Below are 264 nucleotides of genomic sequence, written 5' to 3'. Positions count from 1 at the left end.
ATCCACGGCCCAGAGCCAGAGCATGGCCACGGCGATATAGACCCCGCCATAGGCCGCATAGACGCGTCCGGACGCGGCTTCATGCAAGGTCAGCAGCCAGGCGAACAGGGCCAGGCTGGCGGCGGCCGGCAGCAACAGCCAGGCGCTGCGATCCTGCTTGAGCCAGAGGTAAGGAAGATAGCAGCCGACGATTTCGGCCAGTGCGGTGCAGAGATAGAGGAAAACGGTTTTCATGCGCGCGAGGCGTTCAATCTTCTTCGCGCG

1 protein-coding gene is annotated in these 264 nt (G+C 63.3%); it reads right to left on the bottom strand.

From position 1 onward, the window contains the following. Nucleotides 1–234, bottom strand: a 234-nt coding sequence (locus ACZ3HH_RS30385) for a YnfA family protein (RefSeq protein ID WP_465810332.1), incomplete at its 3' end; no start/stop codon positions are given. Nucleotides 235–264 lie beyond the last annotated feature (30 nt).

It is taken from the genome of Pseudomonas sp. PME37.24/025, assembly GCF_055556615.1.
The sequence above is the reverse complement of the archived record's forward strand: the minus strand, read 5'-3'. Positions and strand labels throughout refer to the sequence as shown.